Annotated in this window: 23 protein-coding genes and 1 tRNA gene; 17 read left to right on the top strand and 7 right to left on the bottom strand. The window is 68.3% G+C overall.

Annotation, left to right across the window (positions count from 1 at the left end):
* Positions 1–49: 49 nt before the first annotated feature.
* The 12 genes from obgE (at position 50) to VG502_RS17880 (ending at position 8,652) form a co-directional block, all read left to right on the top strand.
* Positions 50–1,588 carry a GTPase ObgE gene (gene obgE / locus VG502_RS17935; protein WP_325551444.1) on the top strand — a complete coding sequence of 513 codons (1,539 nt, stop codon included), beginning with the start codon at positions 50–52 and terminating at the stop codon, positions 1,586–1,588.
* A 31-nt stretch (positions 1,589–1,619) separates the two neighbouring features.
* Entirely contained in the window at positions 1,620–2,765 is a 1,146-nt protein-coding gene (proB, locus tag VG502_RS17930; protein ID WP_325551470.1) for a glutamate 5-kinase, read from the top strand.
* Between the two features lie 50 nt (positions 2,766–2,815).
* On the top strand, positions 2,816–3,610 hold the full coding sequence (locus tag VG502_RS17925; RefSeq protein WP_325551443.1) for a DedA family protein: 795 nt from the start codon (positions 2,816–2,818) through the stop codon (positions 3,608–3,610).
* A gap of 164 nt (positions 3,611–3,774) precedes the next feature.
* Positions 3,775–4,221 (top strand): PPC domain-containing DNA-binding protein, encoded by a 447-nt coding sequence (locus VG502_RS17920; protein ID WP_325551442.1) that lies wholly within the window; start codon positions 3,775–3,777, stop codon positions 4,219–4,221.
* 74 nt (positions 4,222–4,295) lie between these two features.
* A complete protein-coding gene (locus VG502_RS17915; protein WP_325551441.1) occupies positions 4,296–5,588 on the top strand; it encodes a glutamate-5-semialdehyde dehydrogenase in 1,293 nt (430 codons plus the stop codon).
* A gap of 63 nt (positions 5,589–5,651) precedes the next feature.
* The gene (locus tag VG502_RS17910) at positions 5,652–5,846 is read left to right on the top strand and encodes a hypothetical protein (RefSeq protein WP_325551440.1); all 195 of its coding nucleotides are present in this window, start codon (positions 5,652–5,654) and stop codon (positions 5,844–5,846) included.
* Positions 5,843–6,457, top strand: coding sequence for a nicotinate-nucleotide adenylyltransferase (gene nadD / locus VG502_RS17905; protein WP_325551469.1), 615 nt, complete (start codon positions 5,843–5,845; stop codon positions 6,455–6,457). The genes VG502_RS17910 and nadD overlap by 4 nt, the downstream gene beginning before the upstream one ends.
* On the top strand, positions 6,454–6,816 hold the full coding sequence (rsfS, locus tag VG502_RS17900; RefSeq protein WP_325551439.1) for a ribosome silencing factor: 363 nt from the start codon (positions 6,454–6,456) through the stop codon (positions 6,814–6,816). The genes nadD and rsfS overlap by 4 nt, the downstream gene beginning before the upstream one ends.
* Positions 6,813–7,463 (top strand): histidine phosphatase family protein, encoded by a 651-nt coding sequence (locus tag VG502_RS17895; protein ID WP_325551438.1) that lies wholly within the window; start codon positions 6,813–6,815, stop codon positions 7,461–7,463. Before rsfS ends, VG502_RS17895 begins: the two co-directional genes overlap by 4 nt.
* On the top strand, positions 7,460–7,993 hold the full coding sequence (locus VG502_RS17890) for a DUF4442 domain-containing protein (protein ID WP_325551437.1): 534 nt from the start codon (positions 7,460–7,462) through the stop codon (positions 7,991–7,993). Before VG502_RS17895 ends, VG502_RS17890 begins: the two co-directional genes overlap by 4 nt.
* Before the next feature lie 232 nt (positions 7,994–8,225).
* On the top strand, positions 8,226–8,492 hold the full coding sequence (locus VG502_RS17885) for a siderophore-interacting protein (RefSeq protein WP_325551436.1): 267 nt from the start codon (positions 8,226–8,228) through the stop codon (positions 8,490–8,492).
* Between the two features lie 87 nt (positions 8,493–8,579).
* Positions 8,580–8,652, top strand: a tRNA-Ala gene (locus tag VG502_RS17880).
* 101 nt (positions 8,653–8,753) lie between these two features.
* Here VG502_RS17880 and VG502_RS17875 read toward each other — a convergent pair.
* The 6 genes from VG502_RS17875 to VG502_RS17850 form a co-directional block, all read right to left on the bottom strand.
* Positions 8,754–10,475: a PxKF domain-containing protein gene (locus VG502_RS17875; RefSeq protein WP_325551435.1), complete on the bottom strand. Its 1,722-nt coding sequence runs from the start codon at positions 10,473–10,475 to the stop codon at positions 8,754–8,756.
* Between the two features lie 97 nt (positions 10,476–10,572).
* Positions 10,573–11,253 carry a nickel pincer cofactor biosynthesis protein LarB gene (gene larB, locus VG502_RS17870; RefSeq protein ID WP_325551434.1) on the bottom strand — a complete coding sequence of 227 codons (681 nt, stop codon included), beginning with the start codon at positions 11,251–11,253 and terminating at the stop codon, positions 10,573–10,575.
* Positions 11,250–12,062 (bottom strand): ATP-dependent sacrificial sulfur transferase LarE, encoded by an 813-nt coding sequence (gene larE, locus VG502_RS17865; protein ID WP_325551433.1) that lies wholly within the window; start codon positions 12,060–12,062, stop codon positions 11,250–11,252. Before larE ends, larB begins: the two co-directional genes overlap by 4 nt.
* Positions 12,055–13,254 (bottom strand): nickel pincer cofactor biosynthesis protein LarC, encoded by a 1,200-nt coding sequence (larC, locus tag VG502_RS17860; RefSeq protein ID WP_325551432.1) that lies wholly within the window; start codon positions 13,252–13,254, stop codon positions 12,055–12,057. The genes larE and larC overlap by 8 nt, the downstream gene beginning before the upstream one ends.
* A gap of 9 nt (positions 13,255–13,263) precedes the next feature.
* On the bottom strand, positions 13,264–13,791 hold the full coding sequence (gene larC2 / locus VG502_RS17855) for a nickel pincer cofactor biosynthesis protein LarC2 (protein ID WP_325551431.1): 528 nt from the start codon (positions 13,789–13,791) through the stop codon (positions 13,264–13,266).
* Positions 13,788–15,569, bottom strand: coding sequence for a hypothetical protein (locus VG502_RS17850; RefSeq protein ID WP_325551430.1), 1,782 nt, complete (start codon positions 15,567–15,569; stop codon positions 13,788–13,790). Before VG502_RS17850 ends, larC2 begins: the two co-directional genes overlap by 4 nt.
* Before the next feature lie 142 nt (positions 15,570–15,711).
* Between VG502_RS17850 and VG502_RS17845 the strand changes: the two genes are divergently transcribed.
* Together VG502_RS17845 and VG502_RS17840 are read left to right on the top strand one after the other, a co-directional pair.
* Positions 15,712–16,323, top strand: a complete 612-nt coding sequence (locus VG502_RS17845; RefSeq protein WP_325551429.1) for a GntR family transcriptional regulator — start codon at positions 15,712–15,714, stop codon at positions 16,321–16,323.
* Positions 16,324–16,371: 48 nt separating this feature from the next.
* Positions 16,372–17,061 carry a GNAT family N-acetyltransferase gene (locus VG502_RS17840; protein ID WP_325551428.1) on the top strand — a complete coding sequence of 230 codons (690 nt, stop codon included), beginning with the start codon at positions 16,372–16,374 and terminating at the stop codon, positions 17,059–17,061.
* A gap of 27 nt (positions 17,062–17,088) precedes the next feature.
* Here the strand turns inward: VG502_RS17840 and VG502_RS17835 are convergent, their stop codons facing one another.
* Positions 17,089–17,556, bottom strand: coding sequence for an Lrp/AsnC family transcriptional regulator (locus tag VG502_RS17835; RefSeq protein ID WP_325551427.1), 468 nt, complete (start codon positions 17,554–17,556; stop codon positions 17,089–17,091).
* A gap of 155 nt (positions 17,557–17,711) precedes the next feature.
* Here VG502_RS17835 and VG502_RS17830 point away from each other — a divergent pair, with 155 nt between their 5' ends.
* The 3 genes from VG502_RS17830 to VG502_RS17820 all read left to right on the top strand — a co-directional run bounded on the left by VG502_RS17830 (position 17,712) and on the right by VG502_RS17820 (position 21,847).
* Positions 17,712–18,941, top strand: coding sequence for a MalY/PatB family protein (locus tag VG502_RS17830; protein WP_325551426.1), 1,230 nt, complete (start codon positions 17,712–17,714; stop codon positions 18,939–18,941).
* 101 nt (positions 18,942–19,042) lie between these two features.
* Positions 19,043–20,485 (top strand): amino acid permease, encoded by a 1,443-nt coding sequence (locus VG502_RS17825; protein ID WP_325551425.1) that lies wholly within the window; start codon positions 19,043–19,045, stop codon positions 20,483–20,485.
* Between the two features lie 27 nt (positions 20,486–20,512).
* Complete coding sequence (locus tag VG502_RS17820; RefSeq protein ID WP_325551424.1) at positions 20,513–21,847, top strand: M20/M25/M40 family metallo-hydrolase; 1,335 nt, start codon at positions 20,513–20,515, stop codon at positions 21,845–21,847.
* Positions 21,848–21,866: the final 19 nt, after the last annotated feature.

Raw genomic sequence — 21,866 nt, 5'->3', positions numbered from 1 at the left:
ACGGACCCGCCCCTTTCGCCGTCATACATCAGCTTTAAGGAGACCCTCCGTGGGCACCAATTTCGTGGACCAAGTGGTCCTGCACGTGCGCGCCGGACACGGCGGGCACGGCGTCGCGTCGGTGCACCGGGAGAAGTTCAAGCCGCTCGGTGGGCCGGACGGCGGCAACGGCGGCAAGGGCGGCAGCGTCATCCTGCAGGTCGACCCGCAGGCGACCACGCTGCTGGAATACCACCGCAGCCCCCAACGCGTCGCGCCCAATGGCCGGCCGGGTGCCGGTGACGAGCGCAACGGCGCCGACGGTGACGACCTGATCCTGCCGGTGCCCGAGGGGACCGTCGTCAAGAACGCCCGTGGCGACGTGCTGGCCGACCTGGTCGGTGCCGGCGCCACCTTCGTGGCCGCGAACGGCGGCCGTGGCGGGCTGGGCAACAAGGCGCTCGCGTCGCCGCGGCGCAAGGCGCCCGGCTTCGCGTTGCTCGGTGAGCCCGGTGACGAGTCCGACATCACCCTGGAGCTGAAGACGCTCGCCGACGTGGCGCTGATCGGCTACCCGTCGGCCGGCAAGTCCAGCCTGGTCTCGGTGATGTCCGCGGCGAAGCCGAAGATCGCCGACTACCCGTTCACCACGCTGGTGCCCAACCTCGGCGTCGTGACCGCCGGCGCGCAGCGCTACACCATCGCCGACGTTCCCGGCCTGATCCCGGGCGCGAGCCAGGGCAAGGGTCTCGGCCTGGAGTTCCTGCGGCACGTGGAGCGCTGCTCGGTGCTGGTGCACGTCGTGGACTGCGCGACGCTCGAGCCGGGCCGCGACCCCCTGTCCGATCTTGACGTGATCGAGCAGGAGCTCGCGGAGTATGTCGCCGACGACTCGCTCGGTGGCAAGCCACTGTCCGAGCGCACGCGCATCGTCGTGCTCAACAAGGCCGACGTGCCCGATGCACGCGATCTGGCCGAGATGGTCAAGCCCGACCTGGAGGCACGCGGTCTCGAGGTCCACATCGTCTCCGCCGTCGCGCACATCGGCCTGAAGGAGCTGAGCTTCTCGCTCGCCAAGCACGTCGACCGGGCCCGCGAGGAGATCGAGGCCAACATCATCCCGCAGCGAATCGTGGTGCGCCCCAAGGCAGTTGACGACTCCGGCTTCCGGATCCGCAAGGAGAAGCACGGCAACGACGACGTCTTCCGGATCATCGGTGAGCGTCCTACCCGCTGGGTGCGACAGACCGATTTCGCCAACGACGAAGCGGTCGGCTACCTCGCGGATCGGCTCAACCGCCTCGGCGTCGAGGAGCAGCTCTTCAAGGCGGGTGCGGTGCCGGGATCCACGGTGCTCATCGGGCCGGAGGAGAACGCCGTCGTCTTCGACTGGGAGCCGACGATGTCGACCGGGGCCGAACTGCTCGGCCCGCGTGGCACCGATCTGCGCCTGGAGGACGGCACCGCTCGCGCGACGCGCTCGGAGAAGCGCGACGAGTTCCACCGCCGCAAGGACGCCCAGCGCGAAGCCCGTGAGGAGTTGGACGTCGAGCGCAAGGCAGGTCTGTGGACCGACCGCGACCCCACCGTGGTCGACAGCGATGAGTGAGCACCAAGAGGTCCAGGCGGATGACGTGACGATGGGGAACGAATCTTCGCGTCCTCCGCGATCCGGCATCGCCACCGCCGGAACGGTCGTGGTCAAGGTCGGCTCCAGTTCACTGACCGGCGCGCAGGGCGGCCTGGACCCCGCGCGGGTCACCGCACTGGCGGATGCGCTCGCCGCGCGACGGCTGGCCGGGACCAACGTCGTGTTGGTGTCCTCCGGAGCGATCGCTGCCGGCATGGTGCCGCTGGGCCTGCGACGTCGCCCGCGCGACCTGGCCACCCAGCAGGCCGCCGCCAGCGTGGGTCAGGGGGCGCTCCTCGCGGCATACAACGTGGCGTTCGGGCGGCACGGGCTGACCACCGGGCAGGTGCTGCTGACCGCCGACGACGTGACCCGGCGCGGGCACTACGTCAACGCACGCCGGACCATCGAGCGGCTGCTGGCCCTCGGGGTGGTGCCGGTGATCAACGAGAACGACACCGTTGCGACGCACGAGATCCGGTTCGGCGACAACGACCGGCTCGCCGCGCTGGTGGCCCATCTCATCGACGCGTCGGCGCTGGTGCTGCTGTCGGACGTCGACGCGCTGTATGACGCACCGCCGTCGCGCCCGGGCGCACACCGCATCAGTGAGGTGCACGACCAGTCGACCCTGGACGGCGTCGACATCGGCGGCACCGGCACGGCGGTGGGCACCGGCGGCATGGTGACCAAGATCGAAGCGGCCCAGATCGCCACCGCTGCGGGCGTGCCCACCGTGCTGACCTCCGCGGTCCAGGCCGGTGCCGCGCTCGCCGGAGAGGACGTCGGCACGATGTTCGCGCCGCAGGGACGCCGGCCCAGCGCGCGGCAGCTGTGGCTGCGCTACGCCACGTCGCCGCAGGGCAAGCTGATCATCGACGACGGCGCGGTCGCGGCTGTCACCCAGCGCGGTAAGTCGTTGCTGCCAGCGGGGATTCGTCGAGTGACCGGGCACTTCTCGACCGGTGACGCCGTTGACCTGGTGGATGATTCCGGGCTGGTCGTGGCCCGTGGGCTCGTCAATTACGACTCCAAGGAACTTCCCGGGCTGCTGGGTCACAACACCCGTGAACTGGCGCGCACGCTGGGCCCGGCATACGAGCGTGAGGTCGTGCACCGTGACCACCTGGCAGTGCTGACCCGGCGGGCTCGCTGAGTATGACGACCGAGCGCGACGGGGACGAGACGATGAACGAGGATGGTGACGTGAGCGAGCAACCGACCCGACCGATTCCGGCGTCGGAGGCCGAGGCCGAGCAGCTGGCCGCCGCGGCACAGGAGCAGGAGGCGCCCACCAAGGAATGGTGGGACGACCCGCGAATGCCGTGGAAGGGCAAGCCCGGCAGGGCCGACATGTGGTGCATCGGGCTGATCATCGCCACCGGTGCCTACGGCCTGCTCACCATCCCGGTCCGCCCGTGGATCCTGGGCAACTTCTCGGCGCCCGCGCGTGACTACATCCTGGCCTGCTTCAGCGGGTCCAACATCGCGATGGTCGACATCGGTGCGCTGGCGCGCGTCGGGCAGCACCAGCCGCTGTGGTGGCTCGCGGTCATCGCGGCGTCGCTGACATCGATCAAGTTCGACTGGCTGTGGTGGTGGGCCGGACGCCTGTGGGGGCGCGGCGTGATCGACATGATCGCGGCCCGCTCGAAGTGGGCGGCCCGGACCGCCTACTGGGCCGAGAGCGTCGCCCGGCGCTTCGGCGGCCCGGCCGTTTTCCTGGTGTGGTTCATCCCGTTGCTGCCCAGCTCGATCGTCTACGCGTTCGTCGGCGACGCTCGAATGTCGTTGCGACGCTTCCTTCTCATCGATTTCCTCGCCGGTCTCGTCTACCGCGGGCTGTGGATGTATGCCGGCTACCAGATGGGCGAGCCGGCGAAGGACCTGGTCAACCAGCTGGCGAAGTACAGCCTCTACCTGACCATCGGTGGCATCATCATCGTCTTCATCGGGGTCTACCGGCAGCAGCGACGCTTCGCGGCCGCCCAGCACCAGTGAGACGCGGTCGCGCCGCGAGGCTGAGCGCCGGTGGCCGCGAACCGGTTTGCGCGGACCACCGCCGGGTATGCCGCGAGCGGACGCAGGTGAGAGGTGCCGAGGAGAGGTGAGGTCAATGCCCAGCACCTCGAAGGGTCGCAACGCCACGCAGGAGGGCCGGCATCGTGAAGACCACCAAGCTGTATGACGAGGCGGGGCTGCGCACGTTCGCGCTCGTGATGGACAAGGGCGACGACCCGTTCGCCGAGATCGTCGACTTCGCCCGGCGTGAGGACCTCACCGGAGCAGCGCTCACGGCCATCGGCGGGTTCCGCAGCGTGACGATCGGCTACTTCGATCCCGACCTCGGCGACTACCGCGACAACCGGTTCGACGAGCAGCTCGAGGTGCTGTCGATGATCGGCGACATCGCCACGAAGGATGGCGAGCCGGCCCTGCACGCCCACGTCGTGCTCGGCCGTAAGACGTACGCCACCATCGGCGGACATCTTCGGTCCGCGGACGTCTTCCCGACTCTCGAGGTCGTGGTCAACGAGACTCCGGCGCACCTGCGCAAGCGAGTCGATCCGAAGACCGGACTGGCGCTGCTCGCGCTCGACCGCACCAGCTGACGTCGTAGGGCACGCGATGTCCATGACCCAGGATGAGGTGACGCAGGGGATCACACCGCTCGTATCCTGAAGGCATGACCAGCACGCTCGACCAGCCCACCCGCGCCGACGCCACGGGCCGTGTCCATCATGCAGGCGGAGCAGCCAAGGTCGCGGCCAAGCACCTCGCGGTGCTGACCCGGGCCGACAAGGACGCCGCGTTGCACGCGCTCGCGGATGCGCTGCTCGCGGCCACCGACCGCATCGTCGCGGCGAACGAGGCGGACATCCTGCGCGGTCGCGAGAACGGCATGCCCGAGGGCCTGCAGGACCGGCTGCGTCTCACCCCGGAGCGGGTCGGCGCGATCGCCGAAGCCCTGCGCCAGCTTGCCGGCCTGCCCGACCCGATCGGGGATGTCGTGCGTGGCTCCACGCTGGCGAACGGTCTGCAGTTGCGGCAGGTCCGCGTGCCGATGGGCGTCGTGGGCATGGTCTACGAAGCGCGCCCCAACGTGACCGTCGACGCCGCCGGACTGGGGCTCAAGAGCGGCAACGCGATGATCCTGCGCGGTGGCTCGGCTGCCGCCGACACCAACCGGGTGATCGTCGATGTGCTGCGAAAGGCTTTGCAGGAACAGGGGATTCCCGCCGACGCAGTGCAGCTGCTGGACGGCGGACACGAGGACGTCGACGCGCTGATCACCGCGCGCGGCCTGGTCGATCTGGTGATCCCGCGTGGTAGCGACCGGCTGATCCAGGCGGTCGTGCAGGGCGCGACGGTGCCGGTCATCGAGACCGGGATCGGCAACTGCCATGTCTATGTCGACGCGGCCGCGGACCTCGACCAGGCGATCGCGATCGCGATCAACTCCAAGACGCACCGGCCCAGCGTCTGCAACGCCGCCGAGTCGCTGCTGGTGCACCGTGACGTCGCCGACACCCTCCTGCCCCGGCTGTATGACGCACTGCGCGACGCCGGTGTGGGGCTGCACACCGACCAGCGCGCGTCGGCGATCGCGGAGCGCGGCGGCACGCCATACACACCGGCGACGGAGGTCGACTTCGCCACCGAGTACCTCGACCTGCAACTGAGCGTCGCGGTCGTCGACGACCTGGACGCCGCCATCGCGCACATCGACCGGTACGGCTCGGGCCACACCGAGGTGATCGTCACCGGTGACCGTGCCGCCGCCCGGGCGTTCGTGGCGCAGGTCGACGCCGCTGTCGTCACCGTCAATGCGTCGTCGCGCTTCACCGACGGCGGCGAGTTCGGCTTCGGCGCCGAGATCGGCATCTCCACCCAGAAGCTGCATGCGCGCGGGCCGATGGGCCTGCAGGAGCTGACCAGCACCAAGTGGGTCGTCGAGGGTGACGGGCAGACGCGCTGACCTGCTTGGACGAGTCGCCCGGCGGTGCGAGGAGCTCGCGCCATACCCGATAAGCTGTCGGCCATGAGGTCGTCCCTGGTCCAGATTGCAACAGACTCCACCGTGCCCAAGCTGGAGGAGAACCACCTGCCGATGCCGCACATCCTCTACGGCTTGATCGCGTTCGGCGTGTTCCTGCTGCTGCTCGGCATCCTGTGGACCTTCCGCAACACCGCCGCGGCCCAGCGCGACGGTGCCGAAGGGGAGAAGGAGCACTGACCGTCCGGCTGGGGGTGATGGGCGGCACGTTCGACCCCATCCACCACGGCCACCTGGTTGCGGCCAGTGAGGTTCAGGCCCGCCTCGACCTCGACGAGGTCGTGTTCGTGCCGACCGGCCAGCCCTGGCAGAAGGAGGGCCGCGAGGTCACCTCGCCCGAGCATCGCTACCTCATGACGGTGATCGCCACCGCGTCCAACCCGAGGTTCACCGTCAGCCGGGTCGACATCGACCGACCCGGACCCACTTACACCCTCGACACGCTGACCGACCTGCGCAGGCAGCGTCCGGACGCGGAGTTGTTCTTCATCACCGGCGCCGACGCACTGGCGCAGATCCTTTCCTGGCATGGAGTCGAGCAGATGTGGCCGCTCGCCCAGTTCATCGGCGTCACCAGGCCCGGCCACGAGCTGTCCGACCGTGGTCTGCCACCCGAGCACGTCCGGCTCATGGAGGTCCCCGCGATGGCGATCAGTTCCACCGACTGCCGGCAGCGGGTCGTCGACGACGAGCCGGTCTGGTACCTCGTGCCCGATGGCGTCGTCCAGTACATCGGTAAGTATCAGCTCTACAAGCCGGAAGCCGGCGTCATGAAGGAGGCACAAGGGTGACCGCGACCGCACGGGCCATCGATCTGGCCAGGGCCGCAGCCGCCGCGGCGGAGGACAAGCTGGCGACCTCGGTCGTCGCGATCGACGTCAGTGAGCAGTTGGCGCTGACCGATGTCTTCGTCGTTGCCTCCGGTGAGACCGAACGACAGGTCAGCGCCGTCGTGGATGCGGTCGAGGACCGCCTGCGCGAGCTCGGCAGCAAGCCGATCCGGCGTGAGGGTGGCGGCCGCGAAGGCCGTTGGGTGCTCATCGATTTCGGCGACATCGTGGTGCACGTGTTGCACGAGGACGAGCGCGAGTTCTACGCCCTCGAGCGACTCTGGCGCGACTGCCCGACCATCGACCTGACGGGGCAGTGAGCGCTGCGCCCCGGCGCCTGATCGTATGGCGCCACGGTGAGACCTCCTACAACGCCGCCGGGAAGTGGCAGGGGCAGTTCGACGCTCCGTTGTCCGACCGCGGCCGGACACAGGCGGTCGCTGCCGCGAAAGCCCTTGCGGCATACGACGTTTCACGGATTGTTGCCTCGGACCTGAGCCGCGCCGCGGACACGGCGCGAGCGCTCGCCGACGAGACCGGGCTGACCGTCGGGTTCGATCCGCGATTCCGGGAGATCAACGTCGGCAACTGGGCAGGCCTGACAACACCGGAGATTCGCGAAACTCAACGCGAGCTGCTGGACCGGATCAACGCCGGCGAGGACCTGCGCCGCGGTGAGACGGGGGAGACGGTCGGCGAAGTCGCCGAGCGCGTGCTGGCGGGCGCCCGTGACCTGGTCGAGGACCTGGAGCCGGGGGAGACCGCCACCATCGCCACGCACGGTTTCGCCGCTCGCACGCTGTGTGCGGCGCTTTCCGACATACCGCAGCAGGTTGCGTTCCATGCCTTCCATGGCATGAGCAACTGCCACTGGGCGCTGCTGATCGAGCGCGCGAGTGGCTGGCAGATCGCCGGCTGGAACGTCCAGCAACCGGCACACGTGATGGCAGGAGCGATTTCCCGGTGAGCGACAAGACGAAGTCGTCCAAGTTCGGTGGCCGTCCCACCATCGCCCCGCGCTGGCTGGCGCGGGTGATGTGTCTCTACCCGCCGCTGCTCGGCGCGGGGATCCGGGTGCGGGAGTTCTCCGACGACTGGACCGTGTGCCGGACCGAGCTGCGGCTCAACCGTTTCAACCGCAACCAGCAGGGCACCGCGTTCGGCGGCTCGATCGGGTCGATGTCCGACGCGTTCTTCGCGCTGCTGCTGTGGAACCAGCTCGGCAAGGGCTACTACGTCTGGGACACCAAGGCGGAGATCGACTACCTCAGCCCCGGCATCTCGACGGTGCACGGCCGCTTCGAGGTGCCGCGCGAGGTCGCCGAGAAGATCCGGGTCGAGGCCGAGTCCGGCCAGAAGGTCCTGCACTGGTTCGAGACCGACCTCACCCTGGACGACGGCACCGTCGTCGCGCACGTCCGTCGCCAGGTCTACGTCCGCAAGCGCCGCCCCGCACTGGCCGAGCGCCCTCTGCCGGTCGAGCGGCGCCCTGAGTAGCCCGGAGCTTGCGCAGGGCGTATCGAAGGGTAGGGCGAGGAGCGAGCTCCTATCGAGCTCCTGTTCGCTTAGGTCAACCTAAGTTTCAAGGAGTTGATCGAATGCCGGGCACCCGCGTGCCTCACGACCTGCACGTCGTCTCGACCGAGACGGTGACCCCGCATCTGACGCGCGTCTGGTTCGCGCCGACGGGTTCGACGCCATCGCCGCCCGCGACCGCACCGACGCCTACGTGAAGCTGGTCTTCGTCCAGCCCAACGCGGAGTCGATCCGTCGCACCTACACGATCCAGCAGGTCGACGACGAAAACCGCCGATTCGCAATCGATTTCGTCATACACGGCGACGAAGGGGTGGCCGGGCCATGGGCTGCGCGGGCGATCTCCGGCTACTGGCGGCACGGTCGAACCGAGGAGGCGTTCCGGTCCTGGAAGCGCGACCTGGCCGCCGAGGAGGCGGCGACCACGGATCGTGCATCCGGCGTGTCCCGGCCTGCGTGACCGTCGATCTGCGCCCCGATTTGGTGCAGTCCACCCCGGCTGGCTACAGTATGGCGGTCGCCGGTTCTCCGGATCGACACCCTTCACGGGGCATTGGCGCAGTTGGTAGCGCGCTTCCATGGCATGGAAGAGGTCAGGGGTTCGAATCCCCTATGCTCCACAAAACGACGAAGGACCGGGCACGCATGTGGCCCGGTCCTTCGTCGCTTCTGGAACACGGTGGATTCGATATCCGCCGATGGACCTCGACGGCCCGTCGAGCTAGCGGAGCGCGATGCTCACGACAGCGGTGCTGCCGTCGTCGAGCGCGACGCCGATGCGCCAGAATCGCCCGCTCTGGTTCTTGTCCGTCTTGTAGTTGTAGACGTACTGCTGGCTCGTGGTATCCCACTTGAACACCGACCCCGACGATCCGGGGACGTCATACGTGGACTCGTCGACGGCCGTCGAGGACGGCACCGCAGACCCCTGGGCCGGGTTCAGCCAGGCCGGCGCCGAGGACGCCTGCACGGGAACGCCGTTGGCGTCGAGCAACTGGAACTTCACCGGCACGGTGGATCCCGCCTTGAACACGCTGGTGGTCTGGCCGACGAAGTGCGCGGTGTCGTTGATCGGCTGCAGGAACCCGCCGAACGCATAGCCCACGTGATACGAACAGTCCGCGGGCTGGGTGACATGTCCGACGTTGTCGACCGACGCGGGGAGGGACACGGTGTGGTCGCCCACCGTGGACGTGTCCAGCGGGACCGACCCCGACGCGGCCGTGGCAAGACCCGAGCCCGTGTCCGAAGCGGTCCACGACACCTGAGCGTCGGCGTGCAGCAGGACAGTGGCCGTCGGGCAACCGGCGTCCACCGTCGGGACGGTGCCATCGACGAAACCGTTGAGGTCGGTCTCTGCCGAGACGTTGGTCGCCTTGTCGGTGGCATGTCCGGCGGCGCCGAACGACCCCGTGCTGTCGAACGTCGCCGGCGGCGACACGGACGCGACACCGCTGCCGTTGCTGCCGTCGGCGAGCGCAGGATCTCCGGCCGAGGCGAACGAGACGGTGACGCTGTCCTTGAACCAGTTGTTCCCGGCACTGTCGGTGTATGCCGGGGTCGCGCTCATGGACGCGGTGGGCGCGTTCGGGGCCGATGTGTCCACGACGACGATCGGGGCATCGTCGACGGCGAACGCGCTGCTCGCGCCCTGGCTGTCCACCGCCTGCACGCGGTAGCGCCAGCTCCCTTCGGACTCACCGCTGAATGTGTAGGAGTTGGTGGTGATTCCGCTGCTGACCGTCGTCCAGTCGGCGTCGTCGGCGTCCCGCTTCTGCAACGTGTAGGTCGTGGCGTCCCCGGCGTCCTGGTCGGTGGCTGCCGCCCAGGTGACGGTGAAGGATCCGGTGTTGTTCGGGGAGGTCGACGCCGTGTCCAGGGTCGGAGCGCCCGGCAGGGTCGGCGCGTGGTTGCTGACCGCGACCTGGACGTAACCGGTGGCGGGCGACGTGTCCGAGTCCAGCGACTGGCTGCCTGCGGTTGCGACCTTGAGCGTGCCGCTCGCCCCACCGGCCGTGCCCGCAGCGACGACCAGGTCCGCGGTCACCGAGAAGGGGTTGCCAGCGCAGCCCTGGGGCGCATTGATCGTGGGGCACTTGCTGTAGTTGTAACCGGGCGAGAACTGCAGTGTCTGCTGATCCGCGGCGTCGGTCGACGGGGTGATCGTGCCGTCGCTCGACATGAAGTACTTCGTCGTGACCGTCGCGACGCCCGTGACGGTCGAGGAGCCGGCAGGGAGATTGCCATTGGCGAAGACGGACAGTGTGAACGAGTTGTCGCCGACGTTGACGACCGACGGTGCGCTGATGCTCGCGCTCAGGGTGGCGCCGGTGTCCAGGGTGGCGGCGTATGCCGCGGACGCCGAGGCGAAGACGAGCGCGGTGGCCGCGCCGGTGACGAGGAGACTCTTCGGGAGTGCGCGACGCGCGTATGACGGATGCATGACGAGTTTCTAACAGTGCCGTGTCCGGACCCCAGGACACATTCCAACGGTCCGTGGGTGCAGCAACAACGCGGCAATGCCCCGTCTGCGTGGTCGATCACCGGCTACTATCGCGGCCGAGCAGCTGGACGATCCGGAAGGCCGCGCACGCCGCGCCATACCCGTTGTCGATGTTGACGACGCTGAGTCCGGGAGCGCACGAAGCGAGAGCCGCATGCAGCGCCGTCTCCCCGTGGTGTGAGACGCCGTACCCCGTCGAGGTGGGCAGGCAGATGATGGCGCCGGGCAGTAGCCCGCCCAGCACGCTCGGCAGCGCGCCGTCCATGCCGGCGACCGCGATGACGACCGGGAAGGTCCGCAGTTCATCGAGGCGCTCGAGTAGCCGCCACAGGCCGGCGACGCCGACGTCGATGAACTGGTGCGGCGACGTTCCGAAGTAGGTGAGGGTGCGGATCGCTTCGGCCGCCTGGGGCATGTCGGAGCTGCCTGCCGACACGACGGCGACCTGGTGCGGCCGGGGCTCGGTCACCGTGGGTGCGGACCAGTTCAGGTATGCCGTCCGCGACACCGGGTCGTAGTCCAGCCGTTCGCGGTGGGTGACCGAAAGTCGTTCCAGCGCAGCGGTTTCGAGCCGGGTGATGAGACACCGTTGGTCGCGGTCGAGAAACTGATCCAGGATCTCGGTCAGCTGGGCAGTGGACTTCCCGGCAGCGAGGATCGCCTCGTCGAACCCCACGCGCGCCGTTCGGTCGAAGTCGAGCTTGATCTGGTCACTCATGCCTGGCTACCTCGCAGGAACGCACTGCCGCGCACGTATTCGGCGAACTCGACCGCGCCCGAACCGTCGAACACCTGGCGGATCCTGGCCGTTAGCGAATCCCGCGAGTCCTGGGAAATCCGTTGCAACGTCACGGGATCCAACTCGATCACAATGCCGCTGTCCCGGACGCGGCAGCGCACCGCCTCGGGTGAGAGTTCCCGTTGCACGAGCGACTCGACCTCGTCGATGCCGCGGAGGGTGCGGGGGACGATGGTCAGGCCGGTCTCGACCCGACTGGACAGGCAGGGCGCCGCGGGCAGCTCCGCGAGGTCATCCAGGCCATGTCTCGCGGCGATCGCCCGGACATCGCTCTTGGCGATCTCGGCCTCCACGAACGGATGGCGAACGTGGTGTGTCTCCGCCGCCTTGAGCCCTGGACGCCAGTCACCCAGATCGTCGAGGTTGGTGCCGGACAACAATTGTGCGTCGGTCGCCGCCGCCAGCGTGCCGTAGAGATCCGTCTTGCAGAAGAAGCACCGGTTCACCGGGTTGGCGAGATAGCGGTCGTCGGCGAACTCGCCCGCGTCGATCAGTTCCAGCCGCCATCCGTGCCGCTCGGCGTGCTCCTGCACGCGCTGTGTCGCCGCCACGGGCACCGCTGCCGACGCTGCGTGGAACATCGTCACGTCGGCGCCGAGCTCCTGATGCGACAGGTGTGCCAGCGTCATACTGTCGACGCCACCGGACAGGGCGACCGCGGCCGGCCCGATCGCCCGCAGGATTCGGCGTAGGTCCAGCTCGCGTCGGGTGATTGCGTTGTCAGTCATGGTGCACTCCGGATGCTTCGGCTTCGGCTGTTCTGCGTATGTCGGCACGGGCCCGATGCCCGTCGCGGCAGGCCGCGACATCGTCGGCCTCCGCCTTGGCGGTCGATCGCCCGTCGGGCCGGCGTACGACTTTGACCCGTATGCCGGAATCGGTGACGACAGAACGACGTTCGAGCACCACTCGGTCCTCGACGCTGCGTCGCACACCGAGCGTGGTGGTCTGCTGCAGGCAGCCCGCACTGACCGCATCGAGGGCGTCGGGTCGTGTCAGCACCTGGATGGCGGACACCATCCGCCCCTTCTTGCCGAGGGCCGGGGTCTGCGTCACGTCGAGCACCCCGTCCGTCGCGCGGAGCTGATCCAGTGCGATCGCCAGGTCCTCGCCGGTCTGGTCGTCGATCTCGAACCGCAGCACCCCCACGGCGTCGCGAAGCGGCGGCGCCGCAGTCCCGGCGTCCAGGAAGGAGATCGCCCGGACGACGTTGCTCATGCCGCGCAGTGTGCGCGCGCCGAAGCCGACGCCGGTCCGGTCGAGAGCCCTGGCCGAACCGCCGATGCTCGTGCTGGGGGACAGGAAGCGCAGCATCGCGGCGCCCGTGGGCGTCACGCGTTCGCCCGGGCGGCCGTCGTCATACACCGAAAATCCTTGCAGCAGTAGCGTGGTCGCCGGTGTGGGCACCGGGAGACGACCGTGTGCGGTCTCCACCCAGCCGCTGCCCAACGGGACCGGACCGACCGACCAGCTGTCGGCGCCGAGGGCGTCGATCATGGTGGCCGCGGCGACGATGTCGGCGATGGAGTCCCAGTGCCCGACCTCGTGGAAGGCGACATCGTCGACCGTGGTGCCGTGGACGGCCGCCTCGGCCCGTGCCAGCTCGGTGAAGATGCCCAGCGTGATCGCCAGCACCGGCTCGGGCAGCTCGCCGGCCTGCAGGTGGGCGCGCAATCCGGCCCAGTGCGTGTGCTGGTGGTCGGTCGCTGCCGCGTCCTGCGCTGTGCGCTCGACGACGAAGCGGTGCCCGGTCAGCACACCGTCGGTGTGCTCGGGTGTCGTGACAGAGACTCCGGGCAGCAATGCCGCGAGCCGGACATTGGTCTGCACCCGCGGCGCGAACTCCGGCCAGGCGTCGAGCATCGCGGCGGCGAACATGTCGCCCGCCATACCTCCGACCGCATCGAGATGGACATGCATGGAGCCTCCTCAGAACGTGGTCTTTGCCGGCACGGCGAGCGCGACACGCAGCACGTCGCCGGGCTCGGACGCACCGATCGCGGTCTCGACGGCCGACTTCAGGACGGCGACCGGGACGTGCTCGTGGACGGCGGTGATGGCGACGAGGTCGTCATACTCCGCCTTCGCGCGCACGAAGACGCCGCCCGCGAGAATCCGCTTCAGACGTAGCGGGTGCTGGTGGATGGCTCCGTCGCCGAGCTGCAGCTCCAGGCGCACCTGGTAGCGACGGATCTCGAAGTGCTTGTGCGTGGACTCCAGGACCCGGTAACCCCAGATGCCGAGCTCCCCGACGAGCAGCGCTGCGACGTCCTCCTCGTCCGCCGGATCGACGTCGACCAGCAGGACGTGTCCGGGTCGTCCCTTCTTACCGATCGTGGACAGCAGCTGGACGTTCTTGGCGCCGACCCGGGTCAGTTCGTCCAGCACGAAGCCGAGGACCTCCCCGGACGCGTCGTCGACCTGTGCCAGCAGCAGGATCGGTGCCTGGGCGCTCACGACTGCAAGGTCTCCACCGCGATCCGCGCCGCGGCCTCGGCCTTCGCCTTGGTGCCGGGTATGCCGGCGGAGATGATGCCCGCCGCCTGCGCTTCGGCGGCGGCATCGGCCGGGCTCGCCTTGCCCATCGCCGCCGCGACTGCTGCCGGGACGGTGACATTCATGATGACGTTCCCGGCGAGCAGCAGCTCGCTCGCGATGGGGGCGAGGGCGGACAGGAACGGAGCCCGTTCGGTCCCCACACCCTGCGCCACTTCGGGTATGACGGTGTCGACGACACCTTCCAGGGTCATCGTCTCCGCCCCGATGGTGACCTCCGCGTCGAGGGCCGGGTCGAAGGCGAGCCAGCGGGCTGCCATCTTGCTGGAGCGCCGGGCGCCCTTGCCGATCCTGGTGAAGCGCACCGAGACGTTCGCGCCCTCGAGTTCGCTCAGGTGTTGCGACCCGCGGGCCTCGACGCGCAGCTGCCGCTCGCTGTCCAGGTCACGCACGACCATCTCGACGGACCGGCCCGCGGACAGCTCGTCATACGTGCGCGCGGCACGGGAATGCAGCGCTCGCGTCACCACCGGAGCCGACGACGAGATCAACGTGTCGGTCACGATCCCGGTCCGCACCTGGGTCGCCTTGCGGGCGACGATGTTCATGGCGGTCATCGCGATCTCGAAGTCGAAACTGGTGGCGCGACGTCGTTCGCGCAGGGCGATCGCCACGCTGTCCTGGGTGGATTCCGGCTGCAGCAGGCACAGCAGTGCGATCACCGCGTCGGCGCAGACGTGACCGAGCGGGGGATTGTTGGGTCCGGCGCCGGACCCGCTGATGCCCTCCTCGAACACCGCGATGATCTCGTCGAGGGCCATGATGCCGATGACGGTCGGGCCGCCCACGTCCTTCAGGATCAGCCCCAGGTCGCCGATGACCTTGGCGGTGGCGATCTCCTGACCGGTGACCCGCACGTGCAGCGTCTCGGGCAGGCCCGCGGTGCGTGCCGCGGCCTGGCCTGCGACGAAGGCGCTGGTGACCTTGCCATAGGGGCCGTATTCGTCGGCGACGTCGGCGTCCGGGTGGATGATCTCCAGGATCGCGGAGGCACCGAAAAGCGCTGCCAGGAAAGGCTGTTCGGGCATCCCGGCGCCCGACATCGCATCGAGCATGGCCTGCGTGCCGATGGCCGCGCCACGCTCCGCCATACCCGGGAAGATCACGTCCTCGCCCAGCGCGCCGTGGCCGACCATGACGCCGCCGGCAATGCCCGCCGGGATGTCGCGACCGTTGACCGGTGACAACTCGCCGCGCACCATGGCGGCGTAGACCGCTGACACCGCGGCGAACCCGGAGACCTTGTTGTTCATCTTGGCGGTGGGCACGGCAGCCAGTCCGCACCGGCTGACTCCGGCGATCATCCGCGCCGACGACCCGAGCTTGCGGTTGCCGGCGGGGATCCCGACCTGGGCGTTGGCACCGCAGAGGTAGAGCAGGGTCGCGGCGATCAGCGCAGCATTGGCGCCGTCCGCGCCGCCGTCCTTGGCCGCATCGATCGCCGTGGCCAGCAGGTCGTCGATGGGCTGATGTACGGCGTCGGCGAACTTCACCTGCGGGCTCACGCCCCGGCGCAGTTCGGTCGCGATCGCGTTGCAGGCCGCGACCACCGGGACGTTGAGCATCCCGTGGCCGCCGGTCAACGCTTCGACGCGGTCGCTGGTGAGCCAGCCCGGGTTGCTGTTCACGGCCATGACCGACGCAACGATGACCTCTTCGCGGCTGCTTGTCTGCGGCACCGATCCGTTCCTCTCCGTCGCTGCCCGGCGCGCGACTCGCGCCCGGTGCAGGTGCAGTGTAGAACTTGTATCCTAGTTTGCACACCGCGCCGGGCGAAGCCGATGCGCCGCCGACGCGGCCAGGGTTGGGACAATGCGCGGTATGGCGAAGAACACCCGCGGTGCGGTGAGCCGGCGTGCCTACGCGCGCATCCGGCGCGACATCCTGGCCGGCACGCATGCACCGGGTTCCTTGCTCAGTGAGAACGAGCTCGCCGCGGACCTGGGCATCAGTCGCACTCCGGTGCGTACCGCGTTGAGCCGGTTGCAGGACGAGGGCTGGATCCGGATCTATCCGCAGCGTGGCGCGCTGGTGCGGGAGCTGACCGAGGTGGAGATCCGGGAAGCGGCGCAGGCGCGGCATGCCCTGGAGACGGCGGGGGTGATGCGCGCGTCGCAGGAGCGACTGGGTGAGCTGACCGACGGCCTACCGGACGAGATCGCGCGTCAGCGATCCGCTTTGACGGCAGGGGATTTCGCGACCTTCAACGAGTTGTCGGGGGAGTTCCATCGAGCCTTCGTGGCGCTGGCCGGCAACGCGACGATGCTCGAGCTGTACGACCGGCTGCAGGATCGGATGATGCTCGCGACGGCGCGCAGTGCAGCCGACATCACCGAGTCACCCGACAGTGCCCTGGACGAGCACGCGGGGCTGGCGCGCGCGGCGGCGGACGGTGACTGGGTGGAATTCGCACGGTTGCTCGACCTGCACTGACGCGACCCCGCCGCGGACGGCTGAGCGGAGCGCCGCTATAACCGGTCCGTGCCTTCGCCCTCCGACCATGTTCTGGACGACCCCGTGCGTCAGTCGCTCATGACACGGCATGCGCACCTGGCACGCAGCGTCGGCACGGCGCTGACGTATCCCGCGGATGTTGCGACCTTCGCGGCCGTCCCGCCGGCGCCGCTCGACAGCGACTGGGACGACCTGGCACGGCTGCTCGGTCCTGGCGGGTTGGCCGACCTGTTCGGTGCGGACGTCACCGCGCCGCCGGACTGGGAACCGCTGTTCGGCCTCGACGGGTTCCAGCTGGTCCTGGCAGCTGCCGGCGATGAGGCGCCGACCGCGCCCATCGTGCAGCTCGGCCCGAAGGACGTGGTCGAGATGACCGCTCTCGCGGAACGCACCGCGCCAGGACCGTTCTGGCCGCGAAGTATCGAGTTGGGCGAGTTTCTCGGCATCCGGTGTGATGGGCACCTGGTCGCGATGGCCGGCGAGCGTCTGTGTCCACCCGGCTGGCGCGAGATCAGCACGGTCTGCACCGCGCCGGAGGCTCGGGGCCGTGGGCTGGCGGCGCAGCTGGTGAACGCGACTGCGCAGCGGATCATCGCCCGCGGGGACCGTGCCTTCCTGCACGTCGCGGCGAGCAATCCGGGTGCCCTGCGGTTGTATCGGCGGTTGGGATTCGTCATCCGGCGGACGGTGCGCTTCCACGGCTATCGGACCCCGTGACCCGAGCCGGAGCTGAGCGGGACGGATTCATCCCGTCGTGCGTGACTCCTTGGTGGGCAGCGGACGTCGGGGCACGGTTTCCTTCATCACCAGGGTGGAGTTGAGGCTGCGCAGTCCCGGCAACTTGCTGAGGACGCGGTCGTACAGGTGCTGGTACGACGGCAGGTCCGCGCTCACGACGCGGAGCAGGTAATCGGGTTCGCCGAAGAGGCGCTGAGCCTCGACCACCTGTGGCACGTCATGGATCGCCGCGTCGAATTCGGCCACGGCGTGCGGCCGGTCCAGGGTCGCGAACGCGAGGACCTCGAATCCGTAGCCCAGTTGATCCGGGTCGACCACCGCGCGATAGCCGCGTATGGCGCCGGACCTCTCGAGCTCCCGCACTCGCCGCTGGCAGCGCGAGACGCTCAGGTCGATCCGGCCCGCGAGATCGGTGAGGCTCAGGCGACCGTCATCCTGCAGCAACGCAAGTATTTTGCGGTCAATGCTGTCCATGCGCAAAAGACTAGCTATCGGAGCGGCGTGAAGGGCGAAAGAGGCGGACATTTTGCGCTGAAACCGCACTAGCATCCCTCACATTCAACTGCGGCAGCAGCGATCCATGGCTGCGGAGATATGCGCAGACCGCCCAGGAGAGAGGACTGCAGAACGTGAAGAAATTCGAGGAAACACCGTCGGCCGGAGTCGGAAACGCGCCGTCCGCCTTCGACGAAGTCATCGACCGGCGACACTCGAACTCGATGAAGTGGGGCGTTCCACAAGCGTTCCTCCAACCCGACGAAGTGGCCGCCGACCCGCTGCCCATGTGGGTTGCCGACACCGACTTCAAGGCGCCGCCGGCAGTGCTGGACGCGCTTCATGAGGCTGTCGACCACGGAATCTTCGGGTACCCGGGCGGCGCCACGACCAGTTACGTCGACGCAGTGGTCGGATGGCAGGGGCGCCGGTTCGGCTGGACGGTCGACCCGGCGTGGGTGGTGCAGGCCGCGGGCATCATCACCAGCATCAAGACTGCGGTCCAGGCGTTCTCCGCGCCGGGGGAGTCGGTGCTGATCCAGCCGCCGGTCTACGCGCACTTCCACGACGACATCCTGCTCAACGGTCGTCGACTCGCGTTCGCGCCGCTGGAGCGCACCGGCGACGGCTACCGCTTCGACGAAGCCGCTTTCGAGGCGGCGATCCGGCCCGACACCAGGATCTTCATCCTGAGCAACCCGCACAATCCGACCGGCAACGTGTGGTCGCAGGACGAACTGCGAGCCATGGGCGAGATCTGTGCCAGGCATCGCATCCTGGTCATCGCGGACGAGATCCACCAGGACCTCATCATCAACCCGGACAAGCGGCATACGCCGTTCGCGTCGTTGAGCCCACAATTCGCGGACAACAGCATCACCTGCACCGCACCGAGCAAGACGTTCAATCTGCCGGGCCTGCAGAGCGCGAACCTCATCATCCCGAACACGGCACTGCGGGAGGCGTTCCTGCGGCAGTACGACCGGAACATGTTCCCCCTGGTGAACAGTCTCGGCATGGTCGCCGCCGAGGCGGCATACACGCATGGCGAGCCGTGGCTGGAGGACATGCTCAGCTACCTGCGGGGCAACCACGAGCACTTCGCGCGTGAGGTGAACGCACTGGGGTCCGCTGTTCGTGTGCTCCCGGCCGACTCGCTCTACCTGACCTGGATGGACTGCCGCGGCCTCGGCCTCGACGCCGCAGAACTCGACCGCTTCATGCTGCTGCGCGCGCGCCTGTGGCTGGACAAGGGACAGAAGTTCGGCCAGGAGGGGCACGGCTACATGCGCGTCAACCTCGGCTGTCCCCGCGCCACCGTCGATGAGGCGATCCAGCGGCTGACCGCCGCTCTCACGAACTGACCGTTCAACCACAACTGGAACACAACCCGAACCACTCAATCGAAGTCGAACGGCCCACGGTGTCGTGGGCCCATCGGCTGCTGCCCTGAAGCAGGTGTGCGATGGCCACGTCATCGAAAATCAGAAGCTACGAACGAGAGAACCTCAAGCGCGACCTCCGGAGCCGGCATCTGCGGATGATCGCCATCGGGGGAGCGATCGGGACCGGCCTGTTCTACGGATCGGCATCCGCCATCCAGGAGGCCGGACCCGCGATCATCCTGGTCTACCTCGTGACGGCCGGTGTCATCTATCTGGTGATGCGAGCGCTCGGCGAGATGGCCGTGGAGGAGCCCGTGTCCGGCGCCTGGGTCTCCTACTCCAACCGCTACATCCATCGGTTCGTCGGTTTCCTCAACGGCTGGAACGTCTTCATCTTCCTGCTCGCGACGATCGGGGCCGACCTGAACGCACTGGGACGCTATGTCCACTTCTGGCTGCCCGGCGTACCGATCTGGGTCACAGCCGCGTGCACGGTGGCCCTGATCTTCTCGGTCAACGTCATCGGGGTCCGGTTCTACGGTGAGACGGAGTTCTGGCTCTCCATGGTGAAGGTCGTCGCGATCATCGCGATGATCGCCTTCGGTGCGCTGATGGTGTTCTTCGGCGTGGGACATCGCGGCGAGCCCGTCGGTCTCGGGAACCTGGTCGACCACGGCGGGTTCTTCCCACATGGCATCAGCGGGACGATCCTGTCGGTCGTCATGGTCGCGTTCGCCTTCGGCGGAGTGGAGAACCTGGCGCTGGCCGCCGGCGAGGCCAAGGACGTCGAGAAGGATGTGCCCAAGGCGATCAATACGACGTTCTGGCGCTTGCTGATCTTCTACGTGCTCGCGATCACCGTCCTGGTCAGCATCTTCCCGTGGACCTCGCTCACCGGCGACTCGAGCCCGTTCGTCGAAGTCTTCGCCTCCATCGGCATTCCGGCGGCCGCGACCATCATGAATGTCGTCGTCATCACCGCCGTACTCTCGGCCATCAACTCGACCGTCTTCAGTGACACCCGCATCATCTACAACCTCTCGTTGCAGGGGAACGCGCCGAGCATCCTGTCGAAGGTCAACAGGAACAGTGTTCCGTCCACGGCGACGCTGCTGGTGTTCGTCATCATGATCGGCAGCGTGGGCCTGAATGTCGTGATGCCGGACCGCGCGTTCGAGGTGTTCGCGTCCGTGACCGTGTTCGGTCTGGTCTGCATCTGGACGTCGATCCTGGTGAGCCACCTCAACTTCCGTAAGGCGCGTGCGGCGGACGGCAGCCTGGAGCGGATCCGGTACCGGATGCCGTTCTCGCCATACTCCAACTATCTGGCGCTCGCCCTGCTGGTGCTGGTGATCGTCTGCATCGCCTTCCTGCCGAACATGCGGATCTCGTTGCTGGTGTCCGCGATCTGGGGCGCCGTCGTGTATGTCGCCTACCGCATCTACATCCGGCGTCCGGCACCATCCGGTGCGGACGATCCGACGGATGAGCGCGTCATGGCCCAGGATGCCGCAAGCAGTTGACCCGACACGATCACGAAGGAGGCCGCGATGACTGAGACGGACGCCCGAGCCGCAACTCCGGGTCGCGCAAAGCACGACCGGTCCGAGGTGGTGCGCTTCACCCGGGAGCTGATCCGGATGGACACCTCGAACCACGGCGTCGGGAAGGCCGAGGGCGAGGAGGAGGCGGCGGACTATGTTCGGAGCCTGCTGGAGGACGTCGGACTCTCGTGCCAGGTGTTCGCACCGGAGCCTCGGCGCACGACACTCGTGTCCCGGTGGCAGGGCCGGCAGCCCGAACTGCCGGCGCTGATGCTGCACGGCCACCTCGACGTCGTACCCGCGCAGGCGGCCGACTGGACCCGGGACCCCTTCGGCGGCGAGTTGGTCGACGGCGTCATCTGGGGGCGCGGAGCCGTGGACATGAAGGGCACCGATGCGATGATCCTCGCGACGGTCCGGTCGATGATCCGGTCCGGCCGGCAGCCGGCGCGTGATGTCGTGCTCACCTTCTTCGCCGACGAGGAATCCGGCTCGACATACGGCTCGGACTGGATGGTCAAGGAGCACCCGGAGGTCTTCGCCGGAGTCAGCCATGCGATCAGTGAGGTCGGTGGCTACTCCACGCAGATCAACGGGCGCCGCGCCTATCTGCTGCAGACGGGGGAGAAGGGTGTCCTCTGGCTGAAGCTGACGGCGCGAGGCACCGCCGGGCACGGATCGCAGGTGCACCACGACAACGCGGTGATCACCCTGGCGGACGCCATCGGGCGCATCGCTCGCATCCCCTGCCCGGTCAGCCTCGGTGCCACGACCACCGACCTGCTGGCACGGGTCCGCGGCATTGCCGGATTGCCCCGCGACGCCGACCCCTCGGCCGTCGCTGACGCGACCGGGCAGGCGGCCCGGTTCGTCACCCCGTCGCTGCAGAACGTCATCAACGTCACGATGTTCAGCGGCGGCTACAAGGAGAACGTGGTGCCCGAGGAAGCGTCGGCGATGCTCGACATCCGATTCCTGCCGGGACAACGCGAGGCCGTGTTGCGACAGATCCAGCAGCGAGTGGGGCCGCAGGTCACCATCGAGACCAGGCTTGTGTCAGAGGCGGTCGAGAACCCGTTCGAGGGCGAGCTGATCGACCAGATCACCTCCTCCATCGAGCGGCACGATCCGGGAGCGGCCGTCCTGCCGTATCTGCTCCCGGCGGGTACCGACAACAAGCAGCTGGGAATGCTCGGCATCCGTGGCTACGGCTTTGCGCCGCTGAAGTTGCCCGCCGATCTCGACTTCCCGGCGTTGTTCCACGGCGTGGACGAGCGCATCACAGTGGACTCGCTGGTGTTCGGCCAGGACGTGCTGACCGACCTCCTCGCGAACTACTGAAGGTGTGGGAACGCGTGGG

It is taken from the genome of Flexivirga sp., assembly GCF_035551235.1.
Taxonomy (GTDB): Bacteria; Actinomycetota; Actinomycetes; order Actinomycetales; family Dermatophilaceae; genus Flexivirga.
This window is presented reverse-complemented; position numbering and strand designations above follow the sequence as displayed.

Bases quoted from the DNA above. Each gene is read 5' to 3' on its own strand.
- proB (WP_325551470.1), top strand. From the start codon at position 1,620: ATGGGGAACGAATCTTCGCGTCCTCCGCGATCCGGCATCGCCACCGCC.
- VG502_RS17915 (WP_325551441.1), top strand. From the start codon at position 4,296: ATGACCAGCACGCTCGACCAGCCCACCCGCGCCGACGCCACGGGCCGT.
- VG502_RS17910 (WP_325551440.1), top strand. From the start codon at position 5,652: ATGAGGTCGTCCCTGGTCCAGATTGCAACAGACTCCACCGTGCCCAAG.
- VG502_RS17875 (WP_325551435.1), bottom strand. From the start codon at position 10,475: ATGCATCCGTCATACGCGCGTCGCGCACTCCCGAAGAGTCTCCTCGTC.
- larB (WP_325551434.1), bottom strand. From the start codon at position 11,253: ATGAGTGACCAGATCAAGCTCGACTTCGACCGAACGGCGCGCGTGGGG.
- larE (WP_325551433.1), bottom strand. From the start codon at position 12,062: ATGACTGACAACGCAATCACCCGACGCGAGCTGGACCTACGCCGAATC.
- larC (WP_325551432.1), bottom strand. From the start codon at position 13,254: ATGCATGTCCATCTCGATGCGGTCGGAGGTATGGCGGGCGACATGTTC.
- VG502_RS17845 (WP_325551429.1), top strand. From the start codon at position 15,712: ATGGCGAAGAACACCCGCGGTGCGGTGAGCCGGCGTGCCTACGCGCGC.
- VG502_RS17835 (WP_325551427.1), bottom strand. From the start codon at position 17,556: ATGGACAGCATTGACCGCAAAATACTTGCGTTGCTGCAGGATGACGGT.
- VG502_RS17825 (WP_325551425.1), top strand. From the start codon at position 19,043: ATGGCCACGTCATCGAAAATCAGAAGCTACGAACGAGAGAACCTCAAG.
- VG502_RS17820 (WP_325551424.1), top strand. From the start codon at position 20,513: ATGACTGAGACGGACGCCCGAGCCGCAACTCCGGGTCGCGCAAAGCAC.